The organism is Klebsiella sp. G-Nf4, assembly GCF_002810615.1.
Lineage (GTDB): Bacteria > Pseudomonadota > Gammaproteobacteria > Enterobacterales > Enterobacteriaceae > Klebsiella > Klebsiella variicola.
The window spans coordinates 47,948-65,198 of record NZ_PION01000012.1; the positions used below are offsets into that span (position 1 = coordinate 47,948).

The following is a 17,251-nucleotide window of genomic DNA, read 5'->3' on the forward strand; positions in this document are numbered from 1 at the left end:
TTTTCAGCCCCGCTGTCGTATCTCAATGAGAATGAGGGGAATACCAAGATAGAAAGCGCTCGCGGCACCAGCTGACTTCACTGTGCAACACCGGCGAGGCAAGTACAGTTACCCTAAGCTGCTTGAAACCCTTATAACATCACCCAGCTCACAATGTAGGCGAATTTTACCGTACAGGCTATCGATGAGATGGGAAAGTTGATGTACAGGCGATATCAGCAGTCGCTCCTGACCCCTTTATGAGGATATCTGATGAGCATGATAGATATCTTATGGCGTTAATCACCCAAAGTGCATCGATTTTTATAGACGTTCAGAGAAGGTATTTTGTGCAGCAGCACGTGGTTTCAGCGACGCTACCGCCCCTGGCTTAACAGCTACCAGCGCACTGACTACCTGAACGGCGTATTTAATCGGCCTGTGGGTGATAAATTGGTCAGGCCTTTATTTTTTGCGGCGTTAAGTCTACGGGATTTCGGTCACAATTGGGAGTCTTGCTGCCGAATATCTGCCAATTAATCCCATCCGCTGTTTTATTGGCGAAAAATAAGCGGCTCGCCAATAAAGATTATTTATTGTTCTCAACTATCGAACATCTGCCTGGCGCTGCCACACCAGCACAGATACAGCTAACCATTTGAAAAAACTAAAATTTATCGTGACACTGACGTCATTCCAAAATCAGATGATGACGCAATAGTCAACTACAATTTCTAATAGTTTCTCGTTGGTGGGTTATTCATCCAACGTGGAACAGGTGCTTTCTGAACGCATTTAAGAAACGTCTGACCACGGCTATATCCAGGTAAATTGACAATAACAATGTAGTAGCACTGTGTTATTTCATAAATATGAATTATCAATTACCTGGCATATAGTAGATTATTTTCTTATTTGTCTAATTAACCGGCGAAAACTTAATTTCCCCTGTAAAACAAATGGCAATTACCAGGCCTGCTTATGCAGATCAGTTCGAGTAAAAGGTTTATCCAGCGGCCCCACCGCGGTGGCGATTTGCCCCAGCAGGGACTGAGTCGGCGCTTTATTGCCGCTATGCAACAGGATAAGCGGGACCATCACCAGGCACGCGACGCCGCCCCAGGAAATACTCACGCTTTCCGAATGGGTGGTGCGTTTTTGCAGCAGCAGGAACAAAGCGCTGCCAGCAGCACCGAGCAGCAGGCCAGCGATCACTTCCGAGACGGAATGCGCATGGATGACCAGCCGTGAATAACCCACCACAGCGGCCAGAATATAGCCGGTGGCGACGGCTGCTTTTTGCAGCCCCGCGGAGAAACGGGCACTGAGCAGCCATAAGAAGATAGGCCAGAAGGCTGCGGAGAGCGCTGAGTGGCCGCTGAAGCCGGTGTAATCCAGCTCGCGAATGCCCAGACCCCAGCCCATAAAGGCCAGTTTGGAGGCGCAGACGATGGCGCCGGTGATGCCGAACAGCAAACTCCACTGCCACGCCAGCAACCGCGACGTTTTACGCAGTATCAGGACAATAAACAACGCCGCTGCGCTGGGCAGCAAAACGGTGCTATCGCCAAAAAATGAGATGAGTTGCCAGTTCATATACCTGTGATCCTTCGATGATGTCCACTGCCGTGCTCAGGGATTATCCGTAATGTCTGTACCAGCTCGCATGCCAATTCATTTCACATTTTTATGCATGCAAGTGAGATGTTTAAAGCGGAAACATGATCGCAGTCAAGTTTTATTTTTGGCTGACGTTGACCGCTTTCCCTGCGCTTTAGGAATTGTCGCACTAAGTGACTATTCACAAAGCATTATTGCCGCTACTCCGACCATTGCACCACAGAGGCCAGAGACAAACTACCAGAAGTCTCCGAAGCCATACGTTTCTTTACAATCGTTATAACATTCACGTTATGAATAATTTCTGCATAACGTTATGAGCGGCGTGGCGAAAGCCTTTGCCCTGCCGCTCATCTTCACACCAGCTGTCAGGCCAGCAGTTTTTTAATGCTTTCGCGGAATTTAGCGCCTTCTTTCAGGTTACGCATTCCGTAGGTGACGAAGGCCTGCATGTAGCCCATTTTTTTACCGCAGTCATAGCTTTCGCCGGTCATCAGCATCGCGTCAACGGACTGCTTCTTCGCCAGTTCGGCAATGGCGTCGGTTAGCTGGATACGGCCCCAGGCGCCTGGCTCGGTACGTTCCAGTTCGGCCCAGATATCTGCCGACAGCACGTAGCGGCCCACCGCCATCAGGTCGGAGTCCAGAGTCTGCGGTTCGTCCGGTTTTTCAATAAACTCGACGATACGCGCCACCTGCCCTTCGGCCACCATCGGCTCTTTGGTCTGGATCACGGAATATTCGGAGAGGTCCCCCGGCATGCGTTTCGCCAGCACCTGACTGCGGCCGGTCTCGTTAAAGCGGGCGACCATAGCGGCAAGGTTATAGCGCAGCGGGTCTGCGGTGCCGCCGTCGAGAATGATATCCGGCAGCACCACGACAAACGGGTTATCCCCGACTACCGGGCGGGCGCAGAGGATGGAGTGGCCCAGACCCAGCGGCTGTGCCTGGCGCACGTTCATGATGGTTACGCCCGGCGGGCAAATGGCCTGGACTTCCGCCAGCAGTTGGCGCTTCACACGCTGCTCAAGCAGGGCTTCCAGCTCGTAGGAGGTATCAAAGTGGTTTTCCACCGCATTCTTCGAGGAGTGCGTCACCAGGACAATCTCTTTGATCCCGGCGGCGACGATTTCGTCAACAATGTACTGAATCATTGGCTTATCAACGATCGGCAGCATCTCCTTTGGAATTGCCTTTGTGGCCGGCAGCATATGCATGCCTAGTCCTGCGACCGGAATAACCGCTTTCAAATTCGCCATATTCATCTTCACCTGTTTGGTTGCAAAACACGCAGCTTTGCAAAATTGTACATGTCACAAATCCATTGGAACTGATAATACACGGATACTGCTCGGGCATCTGCCCGCCAAATTCTTAAATTCACTGTCACCTAAAAGAATACACACAACTTTCTTTTATCAACAGGTCGAAGTGAGAATAATCTTATTCTCCATCAGGTTATTCAGCGGCCCGCTTCCCTGCACAGCGCGATGTCGCCGCGAGGCCCGTACATTGCGGCCTTTGGCACGCAGCCCCTGCCCGCTGCAGGCTGCGGTGTTCATATGTCCGGAAAGAATAGATATAGATAATTAATTTATCCAGGCAATATATTTCAGCATAAACAGCCAGATATGGCAGGATAATAACCGTAAACCACGGCAGGGTACTGCGATCGGCGCTATTCTGCGCTCACTTCATGATATGAATTATGCCGGTTTTGTGAGCGGTCTTCGCACTTCACGCGGCGATGAGGAAGGGTGCCTACCGTGGAGAACGACGGGACAGCCCTCGCTTTTGCGCCGGGCAAAACGCAGCGGGTTATGGTTCTGATATCAGCAAGCTTATTCCAGCGCGTTCCGCCATATTGTTATTTTTCTGCTGATCTTTTCTGGAACATAATTCTTATCTGTTCACCTAATTTGCTGGAAATATATCCACCTCCGGCGGAGTGATATCCGCGTCGTTATTGCATTTTAGACTCATCTTATCCATGATCGTGGTAACACATACCGCAGTCGTACAGGTTTTAATACATATGGAATGGATTGCCGATCCGTCAATCTGGGCAGGTCTCGTCACGCTGGTGGTTATCGAACTGGTGTTGGGTATCGATAACCTGGTTTTCATCGCTATCCTCGCCGAAAAGCTGCCGCCCGCCCAGCGCGACCGCGCCCGTATCACCGGTCTGCTGCTGGCGATGGTCATGCGTCTGCTGCTGCTGGCCTCTATCTCCTGGCTGGTGACCCTGACCAAACCGCTGATTGTTTTTCACGACTTCAGCTTCAGCGCCCGCGATTTAATTATGCTGTTCGGCGGCTTATTCCTGCTGTTTAAAGCCACCGTCGAACTCAACGAACGGCTGGAGGGGAAGGACAGCGATAATCCCACCCAGCGCAGAGGGGCGAAATTCTGGGCCGTGGTGGCGCAGATCGTGGTGCTCGATGCCATCTTCTCGCTCGACTCGGTGATCACCGCCGTCGGCATGGTCGACCACCTGGCGGTGATGATGGCCGCGGTGATCATCGCCATCAGTCTGATGCTGATGGCCAGCAAGGCCCTGACGCGCTTCGTTAACAGCCACCCGACCATTGTCATCCTCTGTCTGAGCTTCCTGCTGATGATCGGCTTCAGCCTGATTGCTGAAGGCTTCAGCTTTATTATTCCAAAAGGCTATCTCTACGCGGCGATTGGCTTCTCGGTCATGATTGAAGCCCTTAACCAGCTGGCGCTGTTTAACCGCCGTCGCTTCCTGTCGGCCAATATGACGCTGCGTCAACGCACCACCGAGGCGGTGATGAACCTGCTGAGCGGCCAGAAAGAAAAAGCTGAACTGGATGCTGACACGGCGTCGCTGGTCGCCGATCAGGATCATCATCCTTTGTTTAATCCACAGGAAAGGTTGATGATTGAGCGGGTGCTGAACCTTAATCAGCGCAGCGTCAGCAGTATTATGACGTCACGCCATGATATCGAGCGCATCAACCTCAGCGCGCCGGAGGAAGAGATCCGCAGCCTGGTGGAGAAAAATCAGCACACCCGGCTGGTGGTGACCGGCGGGAAAGATAATGAAGACCTGCTGGGGGTGGTTCACGTTATCGACCTGCTCCAGCAGTCCCTGCGCCAGCAGCCGCTGGATCTGCAGGCGCTGGTGCGGCAGCCGCTGGTCTTTCCGGAGGGGTTACCGCTCCTCTCCGCGCTTGAGCAGTTCCGTCAGGCCCGCACCCACTTTGCCTTTGTGGTTGATGAGTTCGGTTCCGTCGAGGGGATTGTGACCCTGAGCGACGTGATGGAGACCATCGCCGGTAATCTGCCCAACGAGGTGGAGGAGATCGACGCCCGGCATGATATTCAGCATCATCAGGACGGTTCGTGGACGGTTAACGGCCATATGCCGCTGGAGGATCTGGTGCAGTACGTTCCGCTGCCGCTGGATGATAAACGTGAGTACCACACCGTTGCCGGTCTGTTGATGGAGTATCTGCAGCATGTGCCGCAGGTGGGAGAAACCATTGAGATTGACGGCTATACCCTGCGCACGCTGCAGGTCGACAGCCATCGGGTGCAGAAGGTGCAGATCGTCCCGCCGGCAAAGCAGGATGAGCTGGATTATGAGGTGTAATCGCCAGGCATAAAACGGCCCGGGGTATCCCGGGCGGTGGGATGGATAATCAAACCCATGCCTGATGGCGCTGCGCTTATCAGGCCTACGGGATGGCAACACAAACCGGGGGATTACCCCACCGCACAACCCAGGCCGGGTCAGGCGTAGCCGCCACCCGGCATCATCGTGACATCACACTTTGACGACATTCTCACATCGCGGGGAATTGATGCTCTATACCTGCCTCACTGCCTGATGGCGCTGCGCTTATCAGGCCTACATTAATTGGCGACGCAAGCCGATGATATTGCGCACATCCCAGGCCGGGTCAGGCGCAACCGCCATCCGGCATCAACGGGGCTCCACGCTTTGACGACATTCTCACATCGCGGAGAATTGATGCTCTACAGCTGCCACACTGCCTGATGGCGCTTCGCTTATCAGGCCTACATTAAGTGGCGACGCAAGCCGATGATATTGCGCACATCCCAGGCCGGGTCAGGCGTAACTGCCACCCGGCGTCAACGGGGCTCCACGCTTTGACGACATTCTCACATCGCGGGGAATTGATGCTCTACAGCCGCCACACTGCCTGATGGCGCTTCGCTTATCAGGCCTACATGGATGGCGACGCAAGCTGATGATATTGCGCACATCCCAGGCCGGGTCAGGCGTAGCCGCCACCCGGCATCAACGTGGCACACCCTTTGACGACATTCTCACAGCCCGGAAGATCCCGGGTCGCGGTGGTGGAGATTACAGCTTATCAAGCAGCTTTTTGGCGTCTTTGCTCTCTTTGCTGCCTTTATTACGCTCAACCCAGTCGTTGAGGCGCTGCTTCGCTTCATCCTGTAGCTGTTTGCGCAGGATCTGATCGACCTGCAGGCTGTAGCTCAGCGACTGCCAGTCGCCGTAGATGCGCAGCGGGATGGCGGTCTGTTTCAGGCGGTCGATAAGTTTGCCCTCCCCTTTCCAGCCGCCGAGCACGCGCACGTTAAAGCGCATATCGCAGTTCTCTTTCTGCAGATCAAGCTGACCTTCGCCGGTCATCGCCATCATGTCGGACTGCCCCTGCAGGCGGTTCAGCGTCACCAGTCCGTTATCCAGCGTCAGCTGGCTGCTCACGGAATCCAGGCGGGTGGCATTGTCATAATTCTCCTGCGCCCGCACGTTGGTGCTGCGCTCCACGGCCTGCTGCACCAGCTGCTGGAAGTTCAGCCCCTCGGTACGGGTATCGGCCATCTGCAGCTGGGCCTGCCCCTGCCAGTGACGGCGGAAATCATCCGCGTCAATGCGCGTTCCGGAAAACTCGCCGGTCAGCGACAGCTTGCCGGTCAGGTTTAATGAATAGTTAAAGGCTTTGATCAGCGAACCGATCTCCACATTCTGCAGCGCCGGCTGGAACGTCGCCTGCGGTGTGTCGCCACGGGCATCGAGGGTGCCGGGGAGGGAAAGCTGCCCGCCGTCGAGGTTACCCTGCATTTTGCTGACCGTCAGCAGCCCCTGCTGGTTGCTGATTTCGCTCTGCACCTGGGTGAAGTTCAGGCCGCGCCATTGCAGCTGGTCGGCGCTCAGGGCCATCCGGCCGTTAAAGCCGCGCAGGCTCTGGTAATCTTCGCGCTCATCGCTGTCGGCGATCACCGGACGCAGCGGTCGCGTCTGGCTCTGGGCCTGCTGGCTGGCACTGCTGTCCGTCGCTGGCGAGGATGGCGCCAGCAGGCTGTCGAGATTCAGGGTGGTCGCGTGGAGATCCAGCGACCAGTCCGGGCGATCCCCCAGCACCACGCTGCCGTTGCCGGTAAGGGTGCTGCCGCTGGCCATCAGATTCAGGTTGTCAAAGCGCAGGGTTTTGCCATCTTCCTGCCAGCTGGCCTGCAGACTGCCCTGGCCATTAATGCCATCAGGGGGCAGCTCGGCGCCGCGCAGCTGCCAGCTTAGCTGGCTAAAGTCGGCTTTTAAGGAGTGGGGATAGTCGCCGCCCTGCACAGTAGCGGAGAAGCTCAGCGCCAGGTCGCGCTGGTCGCGGTTGATCCGGCCGGAGAAGTCGACGGTGGCCCGGTGATTCTCATCCTGCTCCATTTGCAGGCGGATATCGCGCACGGTCACCTGCTCGCCGTTCTCATGCTGGAAGAAGAGCACGCTGTCGGCCACCTGCAGCTGGCGCACGTCGTAGGACCACCCGCGGTCCTCCGGGGCCTGCGGCAGGGTGTTGTCATGCGGCACCACCGGCGCAGCGCTATCGCGAACCGCCTCGGTTTTCGGGGTCAGCTGGATCACCGCGCCCTTGAGCATCACCTGCTTCACCTGCAGCTGGTGCGAGAGCAGCGGCAGCAGCGCCACGTCGAGGCGCATGTTGTCGGCGCGGATCACCGGCTCTTCGGCGCCCCGGGCGGTCAGCGTCATGCGTCCGCTGAGAATGCTGAGCTGCGGCCAGACGTGCCAGCGCAGCGGGCCATCGAGTTCAAGCTGATAACCGCTGCGCTCTGCCACCTCATGCACCATATAGGCGCGAAAATCGTTGGGATTGACCAGCAATACCAACGAGGTAAGCCCGGCGACAATGACCGCCAGCAGGATCATCAGCGTTGTCAGTATTCGTCTCATGGCACCCTCAGCAACACCCCGTTGACGTTATCAATCCTTGTCGATTCGGCTCGCCACCGCGCCTTGCTGGTCGCGATATTTGGCGTCTTCACGGCGGTTATACGGCCGGGCCGCCGGGCCCGATAATGGCTCAAAGCTCAGCGCGCCGATAGGCATCCCCGGACGCAGCGCCAGCGGCAGTTTGCCGGAGTTGTAGAACTCAAGCACGATGCAGCCGGACCAGCCCGGGTCGATACGGTGCGCGGTAACGTGCACCATCAGCCCCAGCCGCGCCAGTGAGGAGCGTCCGTCCAGCCAGCCCACCAGGTCGGCTGGCAGGGTGACTGATTCATAAGTCACCGCCAGCGCCAGTTCGCCAGGATGCAGGAAAAAGGCCTCCCCTTCCGGCAGGACAATCTCTTCGCTCATCACGCGGTCCAGCGCGGCGCTGACCTCGGCCTTCGGACCGCTTAAATCGATAAACGGCGCCGTGTGGCCGCGGAAGGTGCGGAATTTATTACCCAGCCGTACATCAACCGTCGCGCCATTAATACGCTCAACGGGTGGGCGCGGATTAATGGCGAGTCGCCCTTCATCCAACCAGGCTTCGATATCTCGGTCACACAGACGCATGGGCTTTCTCCTTATAAGGCTGCTTCCCGCACGCTTCGCGGCGGACAGGGCAATAGGGCTACTCTTTGCACGTTACACAATTCGGCCAGGTTATTCAAAGAACTGACTGATTTTGGCCTTCAGAATATCAATCGCGATGCGGTTTTTGCCGCCGCGCGGCACGATGATGTCGGCATACTGCTTCGACGGTTCAATAAACTGCAGGAACATCGGGCGCACGGTCTTCTGGTACTGGGCCATCACCGAGTCCATGGAGCGGCCGCGCTCGTTAACGTCGCGCTTAATACGGCGCATCAGGCAAATATCGAGCGGGGTGTCGACGAAAATAGAGAAGTTAAGCTCGTTACGCAGGCGCGCGTCGGTCAACAGCAGGATCCCTTCAAGAATGATCACCTTCTTCGGCTCGACGTGAATGGTGTTCGGCGTGCGGGTATGCTCGACATAGCTATAGACCGGCAGTTCAATCGGCTGGCCGCTTTTCAGCATCTGCAGGTGCTGGAACAACAGACTGTGGTCCATTGAGCTCGGGTGGTCATAGTTGGTTTTGACGCGCTCTTCCATCGACAGATGACTTTGATCTTTGTAATAGCTGTCTTCCGGAATGACGCCAATATGTTCGTCGCCAACTTGTTCACGCAATTCGCGATAGAGAGTACTGGCAATAAGACTTTTGCCAGAAGCCGATGCGCCGGCGATACCTACAATGACGCACTGATGGGACATATCAGTCATAAATTTTTGCGACCTGATTAACCTGGATAGAGATGGAGGGTGGCGGCGGACCGCCAAACGCGGCAATTATAGGGATTTCAGCGCCCCGATACCAGTGGTATGCGCCCCGGACGGCTATTCCGCCGCCGGGATCCAGTCATCGGTATACCAGATATGCAACAGCGCATACGATCGCATCGGCTGCCAGCGGCGGGCATAGCGGGCGATGGCGGCCGGGGTCATTGCCGGAAAGCGCTGTTTAATCAGGTAATCATCCGGCAAAAAGATATCTTTCGCCTGCCAGCCGCGCAGAGCAAAGTAGTTTGCCGTCCAGCGGCCAATCCCGGGCAGGCTCTGCAGTTGACGCAGCCCGGCGTCGATGTCCGCTGGCGCGGTCAGGGGCAGCTCGCCGCTGAGCGCCGCCCGGGCGAGGTGGATCAGCGCCTCCGCGCGCCGAAGCGGCATTCCCAGCGCCTTCAGCGCCTGCGGGTCGGCCCGGGAAAGCGCCTCTGGCGTCGGGAATAACACATAGCCGGGCGCGTCCGCCAGCGGTTCGCCCCAGCCAGCCGCCACTTTGGCGGTGAGCCGGGCGGCCATCGCCACGCTCACCAGCTGGCCCAGCACCGCACGTACCGCCTGTTCGAAGGCATCCAGCGCCCCCGGCAGGCGCAGCCCCGGCCGCGCCTCAGCCAGAGAGCCCAACGCCCCGGCGACCTGCCGCGGATCGCAGGCTAAATCAAACAGCTGGCCAATTCGCGCATAGCAGATCTCCGCCACCGGTTGCAGCCCCGGGGAGAGGGTCACCCGCAGGCCCTGCGCCTCTTCGTCCGCCACCAGATGAATCAGCCCGTGGTGGCCTGCAATGCCAAAGCTGCGACTATAGCCTCCTTCATCAAAGCGCTCGACGCCGGCGACAGCACGCGCCTGCAGAAAACCAACCATCCACGCCCAGTCGTAAGGCGGGGTCCAGGGTAACAACACCATAAGCTCTCCTTTATATAGCGTTTCAATGATAGTCGCCCTTGACCGTCAGCGCCTTGCTTTTAAATTCCAGTTGTCGCCATGGCGACGATCCGCTAAAGTCGCCCCCCTTCTTCACCGGCATGGGGATTTTGCAGACGATGTTTATTGGTTTTGACTACGGCACCGCCAACTGTTCGGTAGCCGTGATGCGGGAAAATACCCCTCAGCTGTTGACGCTGGAAAACGGCAGCGCGCTGCTGCCCTCGATGCTCTGTGCGCCAACGCGCGAAGCGGTCAGCGAGTGGCTCTATCGCCATCATGACGTCCCCACCCACAGCGATGAAAACCAGGCGCTGCTGCGCCGGGCCATTGCCGCCAACCGCGACGAAGACATCGAGGTGCTGCGCAACAGCGTGCAGTTCGGTCTCGCCTCACTGCATCAGTATGTTGAAGATCCGGAAGAGGTCTACTTCGTTAAATCGCCAAAATCCTTCCTCGGCGCCAGCGGGCTGAAGCCGCAGCAGGTGGCCCTGTTTGAAGACCTGGTCTGCGCCATGATGCTGCACATCAAACTGCAGGCTGAGAGCCAGCTGCCCGAGCAGATCGACCAGGCGGTGATTGGCCGACCGATTAACTTCCAGGGCCTCGGCGGCGACGACGCGAACGCCCAGGCGCAGGGGATCCTTGAGCGGGCGGCTCTCCGCGCCGGTTTCCGCGATGTGGTCTTCCAGTTTGAACCGGTTGCCGCCGGGCTCGATTTCGAAGCGACCCTCAATGAAGAAAAGCGGGTGCTGGTCGTCGATATCGGCGGTGGGACCACCGACTGTTCTTTGCTATTGATGGGCCCGCAGTGGCGGGAGCGCGCCGACCGCCAGCAGAGCCTGCTCGGCCACAGCGGCTGCCGCATCGGCGGTAACGACCTCGACATTGCCCTGGCCTTCAAATGCCTGATGCCCCTCCTCGGCATGGGCGGCGAAACGGAGAAAGGCACCGCGCTGCCGATCCTCCCGTGGTGGAACGCGGTGGCCATCAACGACGTGCCAGCGCAGAGCGATTTCTACAGCACCGCCAACGGCCGTCTGCTTAACGATCTGCTGCGCAGCGCCCGGGATGCCGACAAGGTGGCTCTGCTGCTGAAGGTCTGGCGCCAGCGTCTCAGCTATCGTCTGGTACGCAGCGCCGAAGAGAGCAAAATCGCCCTCTCCAGCGCCGCCAGCGTCGAAACCGCGCTGCCGTTTATTCAGGACGAGCTGGCCACCGCCATCGCCCAGCAGGGTCTGGAAGCCGCGCTGGATCAACCGTTGACTCGCATTATGGAACAGGTGCAGCTCGCGCTCGACAGCAGCCAGACCACCCCGGACGTGATCTATCTTACCGGCGGCAGTGCCCGCTCGCCGCTGATCAAAAAGGCGCTGGCCGCCCAGCTGCCGGGTATTCCGCTGGCTGGTGGCGATGATTTTGGCTCGGTAACCGCCGGGCTGGCCCGCTGGGCGCAGGTGGTTTTCCGCTAACCCCCTCCTGGCGCTGCCACACAGCAGGTCTGTCCTGATCGTGGCGCTGCAGATTACGCTGGAATATTCCTGGTCTCCCACGCAAAATGGCCTGTTCGTCCGGACAGGCCTGTCCATTCTCCCCCGCTTCCGGGGACGTATTATCCATACCGTAGCCAGACGTCTGCGGTCTGTATCGTTGGCATGCCGCAAGGGGGCGTGATTGAAAAGGGTGTCTGCGATCTTCGCAGCGGTCCGGCGTTGCCGGCCGCAGTTCCTGGCAGGCTGGCTGGTCAGCTGTGGATTACTCTTGCTGCTGGCCGCCCCACAGGCGCAGGCAACAACGTGCCAGGTGGGCATTGATATTCCGGTCCAGTGGTACGCGGACGCCAGCGGCCAGATGACGGTCGATCGCTTCGCCGCCCTGCCCGCGGACCAGCTCGCCACCACCCGGCAGATCCCCTCCTTTGGTTATTCGCGAAAAACCTGGTGGCTGCGCAGCGAGCTGCCGGGAACGTGGTTTGCCGGGGAGCCGCGCTGGCTGCAGCTGGGCCCCTCTTTTGTCGACCATCTGACCATTTACTACCGGCCACTGGGCAGCGATGCCCCCTGGACACAGCGCACCTTTGGCGACCGCGACGTCGCCCGCGAGAGCGACCTGCACTACCGGGAAAGCGTGCTGATCCTCCCCCCGCCGCCGACCGACGCCGGCTATGAGGTGGTCTTTCGCCTGCACAGCACCAGCACCCTGATCCTGCTGGCCTCGCTCTCCTCGCCGCAGGAATTTGTGCAGCGGGCGACCGCCGACACCGCTTTCTGGAGCTTCTATTTTGGTCTCGCCGCCGTCGCCAGCGGCGTGGCGCTGTGGCTGGCGCTGGCCCTGCGCCGACGCCTGCTGTGGGGCATTTGTCTTTTCTCGCTCAATTATCCGTTGGTCGCCGCGCTGCACGGCTTCCCGGAGTGGTTTTTCGGCAGCGCCGCGCTACCGTACCAGGACTTTATGATCAGCAGCCTCTCTCTGTTCAGCTATGCCACCGCCCTCTGGCTGCACAGCGAGATTTTTGATTTGAAGAAGAATATGCCGCGGCTTCATCAGCTACTGATCGCCGCGGTGGTCCTCAACCTGGTGCTGCAGGTCAGTATTCCGCTCGGGTTTTACGGCTTCGCGATGCAGATTGAAGGGGTGATATTTATCATTATCACCCCGGTGCTGCTGTTCACTTCCTGGTGGCTGTGGCGCAAGAAAGCCATCGACCGTAACACCCTGCTGCTGGGTCTGCTGCCGCCGTTCTACGTCGCCGCCGCGGTGCTGGTGCAGTTGTCGATCCACGGGATTATCCCGTTCCATATGGCGATCTATTCCCTCTGGCAGTATGCGCTGATCGTCCACATCATTACGGTACTGATCATTGCCATCCTGCGGGTACGCGCTGAGAACCGGCAGTTGGAGCAGAAGCAGCGCCTGTCGCGTGAACTGCAGATTGAGCGCGAAGCCAGCTTCCACCAGCGGCAATTTATGGGCATGGTGGCGCACGAATTCCGCACGCCGCTGGCGGTGATCCAGGCGGCGCTGGAGAATCTCCGCCTCTCGGCGGCCTCTGCCAGCCAGGAGGCGCGCTTCGATCGCATCGGGCGCGCCGCCACCCGTCTGGTCCAGCTCACCGATAACTGCCTCGCCGACGCGCGTCTGGCCTCCCACGACCTGCACGTCGACCGCCAGCAGACCGCCCTGCTAACGGTGATCAATATGGCGGCCTCGGTGGTGGCCATCTCCCACGACCATTACCTGAACATTCGCCATTACGGCGCGGTGGAAAGCCCGCAGCTGCAGGCCGATGCCGGTCTGCTGTGCATCGCTATCGCCAATTTGCTGGATAACGCGGTGAAGTATTCGCCCCCCGGTGAAATCGCCATCGATATCCGCTCCGATGCCGGGCACACCGAGTTGCGCATTCGCGACCACGGCCCGGGCCTGCCCGATGGGCAGGCAGAGCTGATCTTTGAGCGCTACCGTCGCGGCGAGCACACGTCGCCGGTGCCGGGCGGTACCGGTCTCGGTTTGTATGTTGCGCGTCAGATCGTGCAGGCCCATGATGGCAAACTGTGGCTGGCCGAGCATGGCCCGGACGGCTGCACCTTTATTCTTACCCTCCCCACGGTTGCTTAAGAGGAGAATGATCCATGGCTTTACGACTGGCAATAATTGAAGATAACCCCGATCTGCTGGATGAATTGCTGGCCTGGCTGGGCTATCGCGGCTTCGAGGTGTGGGGCACGCGCAGCGCCGAAGCCTTCTGGCGGCAACTGCACAGCCATCCGGTGGACATCGTGCTGATTGATATTGGCCTGCCCGGTGAAGATGGCTTCAGCGTGCTGAACTACCTGCATGAGCTGGGGAACTACGGCCTGGTGGTGGTCAGCGCCCGCGGCCAGCAGCAGGATAAACTGCAGGCGCTGAGCCTTGGGGCCGATGCATACCTGATTAAGCCGGTTAACTTCGCCCATCTTGCGGAGACCCTCACCGCCCTTGGCGCCCGCCTGCAGCAGGATCGACCGGCCGTCCTCCAGCCGGAGCCAGTCAGCGCCGCGTCCTCCGCTACCACCGGCCTGTGGCGTTTGCATGAAGATAAACTGATCTCGCCCGACGCCCGGACGCTGGAGTTAACCCAGCAGGAGTACCGTCTGGTGGAGCTGTTGATGCGCAATCGCAACGAGGTATGCAGTAAGCTGGACCTCCATGCCTGCCTGTTTTCCCACGAAAGTGAGCCTGACCTGCACCGCATCGACGTGGTGATTAGCCGCCTGCGCCATAAGGCGCGCCAGCAAGGGATCCACCTGCCCGTTCGTGCGATCTTTGGCAAAGGACTGGCGTTTATTTCCTGATCGAAAGCGCGATCTGGCCGCTGCGCGGGGTGTGAATGACTCGCAAGTGTTAATTTTTCTCATTTTCTGAGAGAAATGAGAGGAATGAGACTGACGACGCGCTTAAGAACTTTCTTATAGTGCTAGCACATCAGGATGATGTCGTATGATTTTCAGTGGACAGGAAAGCATATAACAAAACGTAATAGCCGTTCGCGGTAAATTCTGACAGCATACAGCACAAACAAGGTAAAAAAGATGGCCATGCAAACGTGGTTAATATTATTGCTATGCATTTTTTTCTTCAGCATCTCTGTATACAGTTTTATTTCCTATCTGAAAGACAGGAGACGGCAGAAGTTTACGTTTAACGATAAGCGTTCGACTCGTCGTAAATAATTCACTTTATAATAATAAAAAACGATTGCAGGTACTTTTATAAAATCAAAACACCGCATACGCCCGGAGGATTTGTCACAGCATGGCGTTATGTTTTGCATAAGGAAATAACGCCATGAGAAACATTAATGTCACCATCAACACCCGCAACACCTTTGTGCGCGAATCGCTGGTCGCCATGGTTAATGACCTCGCCCGCGACGATATGCGGGCCCGTTTCTCCTGGCGCAATAACGACCTGTCAGGCGAAGACATTATTATTTGCGAAGTGATCCCTGGTGAAATTTACCTGTGTAATGCCTTGATTAAAAACAGGAAAAAAGGCAGCTCCCTGATCATTCTCCACAGCTATGACCAGCTGCCGGAAGACGATTTCATGATTAATTGCCTGAAAGGGGTGATTTTTGTTTCGCTGAAAACGGCCAGTATTCCTCAGCTGCTGGCAATCATCAAAAGCGAGCTACAGCATTGCATGGACCCGTCGGCCACCGACGCTGCGAGCCGGGAGCTGAGCTGCGCCAGTTGTCCGCATCGCGTACTGTCGCGATCGCAGACCGCTGTAGTGCACGGTATTCTTGAAGGGCTGGATATGAGTAAAATCGCCGCCCTGCAGCGCGTCAGTCCCCGCACCGCGGCTTACCATAAGAATAAGATTATGGAAAAATACAGCCTGAATAATAACCATGACTTTTTCCAGTTTATGAATCTGTTACGTGAGCGCTGGTAGGCAAATAGCGAACGGAAGAGAATAAGATATTCCCGTAGTGATATTGTCGGGAATCCGAAAATAGCCGCAGGATGCTAAAAAAGCGCCAGCGCTGCCGAACATAACGTTAAACTCTGACGCTTCCTCGGTATAAAGACGTTACCGCGCGTTTTTATATAAGAAAAAAGACTATTTACGAGGAAAACTGATACTTCGTCACATTGCCCCTGGCGTGCCTGTCAGGGGCCTTTTTTTCTGTGTGGAATAGCGCCCTCAGTGGAAGGGCGCGGCAGGATCAGGCTTCCGCTTTCTCTGCCTCCCATGCCGGTTCATTCCCCTCTTCGGCCAGCAGACCTTCGTTTTTCGACAGCATGGCGGTGGCGATGCCGTTACCCAACACGTTGATGGCGGAACGCCCCATGTCGAGGAAATGGTCGATACCCATCAGCAGCAGGATCCCGGCGACCGGAATATTGAAGCTGGGGATCGTGGCCGCCAGCACCACCAGCGCCGAGCGCGGCACCCCGGCGATGCCTTTCGAGGCCAGCATCAGGGTCAACATCATGACCGTAATCTCGCTAAAGCTCAGCGGTACGTTATAGGCCTGGGCGATAAACATCGCGGCGAAGGAGCAGTAGACCATCGAGCCAACGAGGTTAAACGAGTAGCCAATCGGCAGGACGAACGAGACGATATTGCGCGAGCAGCCAAACTTCACCAGGCGCTCAAGGGTTTTCGGATAGGCCGCTTCGGAGCTGCTGGTAGTAAACGCCACCAGCACCGGGTCCTTCAGCATGTTCAGCAGACGGAAGACCTCTTTCTTCAGCACCATATAGCCGACGGCAATCAGCACCGCGCTGGTCAACAGCACCGCCAGGTAGTAACCGCCAATAAATGAAGCGTAGTTGAGCAGGATCCCCAGCCCCTGGGAGGCAATCACCGAGGAAATGGCGGCGAAGATAGCCAGCGGCGCAACGTACATCACATAGCCCGTCACCTTCAGCATAATGTGCGACACCACGTTGAGCGCCGCCACCAGTGGGGCATTAAACTTCTCGCCCAGCGACGCGCCGGCGATGCCAAAGAACATCGAGAACACCACGATCTGCAGGATCTCGTTGTTGGCCATCGCCTCGGTGATGCTGGTGGGGATGGTGTGCGACAGGAATCCTTTCAGGCTCATACCGCTGACCGCCAGACCGGTATCCACCGCCTCTTTCGGCACCGCCAGGTTTAACCCGGCGCCCGGGTGCTGGAAGGTGACGATCACCAGCCCGACGAGAATGGATAATACCGAGGAGGTGATGAACCACACCATCGCCTTCCCGCCTACCCGGCCAATGGTCGCCGTCTCGCCGAGGCGCATAATGCCGACCGTCAGGGTGCTGAACACCAACGGCGCGATGACCATTTTGATCAACCGCAGAAACAGATCGGTCAGCAGCGTAATGTTGTCCGCCCAGGCGGAGATAGTGGTCGGCGTCGCGTAGGCATGGATAGCCGCGCCGGAGAGGATCCCCATCAGCATAAAGATGACGATGAAGAGCGTGAGTTTGTTTGCGTTTGCCACAGCAATGACCCCTGATTATTTAACACGTTGATTTTTAAGTGCATATTTTATTATTATGGAAATGCACTGATTTATTCACCGCATAAATCTAATTAAAGCCCTCCCGGATACAACTGTTTTTTACTTTTTTAAAC

Annotated in this window: 12 protein-coding genes and 2 pseudogenes; 7 read left to right on the forward strand and 7 right to left on the reverse strand. The window is 57.3% G+C overall.

Features of this window, described 5'->3' with window-relative positions:
- Positions 1-316 precede the first annotated feature (316 nt).
- A pseudogene (locus CWM57_RS28465) lies at positions 317-400 on the forward strand (hypothetical protein); the annotation flags it as partial.
- Positions 401-945: 545 nt separating this feature from the next.
- On the opposite strand, the gene CWM57_RS21895 reads toward CWM57_RS28465, so the two are convergent.
- Entirely contained in the window at positions 946-1,575 is a 630-nt protein-coding gene (locus CWM57_RS21895) for a phosphatase PAP2 family protein (protein ID WP_100676371.1), read from the reverse strand.
- 315 nt (positions 1,576-1,890) lie between these two features.
- Positions 1,891-2,864: pseudogene (gene galF, locus CWM57_RS21900) on the reverse strand (GalU regulator GalF).
- A gap of 770 nt (positions 2,865-3,634) precedes the next feature.
- Here galF and CWM57_RS21905 point away from each other — a divergent pair.
- A complete protein-coding gene (locus CWM57_RS21905; RefSeq protein WP_100676372.1) occupies positions 3,635-5,218 on the forward strand; it encodes a TerC family protein in 1,584 nt (527 codons plus the stop codon).
- 738 nt (positions 5,219-5,956) lie between these two features.
- On the opposite strand, the gene asmA is transcribed toward CWM57_RS21905, so the two are convergent.
- The 4 genes from asmA to alkA form a co-directional block, all read right to left on the reverse strand.
- Entirely contained in the window at positions 5,957-7,804 is a 1,848-nt protein-coding gene (gene asmA / locus CWM57_RS21910; RefSeq protein ID WP_100676373.1) for an outer membrane assembly protein AsmA, read from the reverse strand.
- Positions 7,805-7,834: 30 nt separating this feature from the next.
- Positions 7,835-8,416: a dCTP deaminase gene (gene dcd / locus CWM57_RS21915; protein WP_004151145.1), complete on the reverse strand. Its 582-nt coding sequence runs from the start codon at positions 8,414-8,416 to the stop codon at positions 7,835-7,837.
- A gap of 90 nt (positions 8,417-8,506) precedes the next feature.
- Positions 8,507-9,148, reverse strand: a complete 642-nt coding sequence (gene udk, locus CWM57_RS21920; protein ID WP_002912442.1) for a uridine kinase — start codon at positions 9,146-9,148, stop codon at positions 8,507-8,509.
- A gap of 114 nt (positions 9,149-9,262) precedes the next feature.
- Positions 9,263-10,111, reverse strand: a complete 849-nt coding sequence (alkA, locus tag CWM57_RS21925; protein ID WP_100676374.1) for a DNA-3-methyladenine glycosylase 2 — start codon at positions 10,109-10,111, stop codon at positions 9,263-9,265.
- Positions 10,112-10,248: 137 nt separating this feature from the next.
- Between alkA and yegD the strand changes: the two genes are divergently transcribed.
- The 5 genes from yegD (at position 10,249) to CWM57_RS21945 (ending at position 15,568) form a co-directional block, all read left to right on the forward strand.
- A complete protein-coding gene (gene yegD / locus CWM57_RS21930; RefSeq protein WP_023322982.1) occupies positions 10,249-11,601 on the forward strand; it encodes a molecular chaperone in 1,353 nt (450 codons plus the stop codon).
- Positions 11,602-11,890: 289 nt separating this feature from the next.
- Positions 11,891-13,747 (forward strand): sensor histidine kinase, encoded by a 1,857-nt coding sequence (locus tag CWM57_RS21935; RefSeq protein WP_100676403.1) that lies wholly within the window; start codon positions 11,891-11,893, stop codon positions 13,745-13,747.
- 14 nt (positions 13,748-13,761) lie between these two features.
- Complete coding sequence (locus CWM57_RS21940; protein ID WP_061153908.1) at positions 13,762-14,463, forward strand: response regulator transcription factor; 702 nt, start codon at positions 13,762-13,764, stop codon at positions 14,461-14,463.
- Between the two features lie 237 nt (positions 14,464-14,700).
- Entirely contained in the window at positions 14,701-14,841 is a 141-nt protein-coding gene (locus CWM57_RS27905) for a small membrane protein (protein WP_046621842.1), read from the forward strand.
- A 115-nt stretch (positions 14,842-14,956) separates the two neighbouring features.
- Positions 14,957-15,568 carry a helix-turn-helix transcriptional regulator gene (locus CWM57_RS21945; RefSeq protein WP_074388080.1) on the forward strand — a complete coding sequence of 204 codons (612 nt, stop codon included), beginning with the start codon at positions 14,957-14,959 and terminating at the stop codon, positions 15,566-15,568.
- Between the two features lie 274 nt (positions 15,569-15,842).
- On the opposite strand, the gene CWM57_RS21950 is transcribed toward CWM57_RS21945, so the two are convergent.
- Positions 15,843-17,117 (reverse strand): dicarboxylate/amino acid:cation symporter, encoded by a 1,275-nt coding sequence (locus tag CWM57_RS21950; protein ID WP_100676375.1) that lies wholly within the window; start codon positions 17,115-17,117, stop codon positions 15,843-15,845.
- Between the last annotated feature and the right edge of the window lie 134 nt (positions 17,118-17,251).